The organism is Pseudomonas sp. 2822-17, from assembly GCF_002742485.1.
Classification (GTDB): domain Bacteria; phylum Pseudomonadota; class Gammaproteobacteria; order Pseudomonadales; family Pseudomonadaceae; genus Aquipseudomonas; species Aquipseudomonas cyclaminis.
The window spans coordinates 1-346 of sequence record NZ_LJRZ01000746.1 but is presented as its reverse complement, the minus strand read 5'-3'; the positions used below and the strand labels follow the sequence as shown (position 1 = coordinate 346).

General features: G+C 44.8%; 1 protein-coding gene. It reads right to left on the bottom strand.

From position 1 onward, the window contains the following. Positions 1-157: 157 nt before the first annotated feature. A partial coding sequence (locus tag AOA60_RS33515; protein WP_218240870.1) for a hypothetical protein occupies positions 158-346 on the bottom strand: 189 nt, incomplete at its 5' end.

Genomic DNA, 346 nt, shown 5'->3' with positions numbered 1-346 from the left:
AGCATGCGCCGAACGGACTGTTAAAGGAAAACATACGTGGCTCTAGTTCACCGATGGAAAAACCACATTGAGGACAAGCATGTTTCTGACTGAATAATAATTCTTCCTCACCAATCACATCTACCATCGCTCGACCGTCTGCTAGTTCCAACGCCGTCTATAATGAGTCAGCTAGACGAGCCTCGATTCCAGCCTTTATTACGATACGGTCAATCACCACTTCGATGCTGTGCTTCTTATTTTTATCTAAATCAAATTCTTCAGCAACTTCGCGCATCTCTCCATCCACACGCACCCGAACGAACCCTTGCTTCTTAATATCTTCAAAAACCTTCGCATGAGTTCC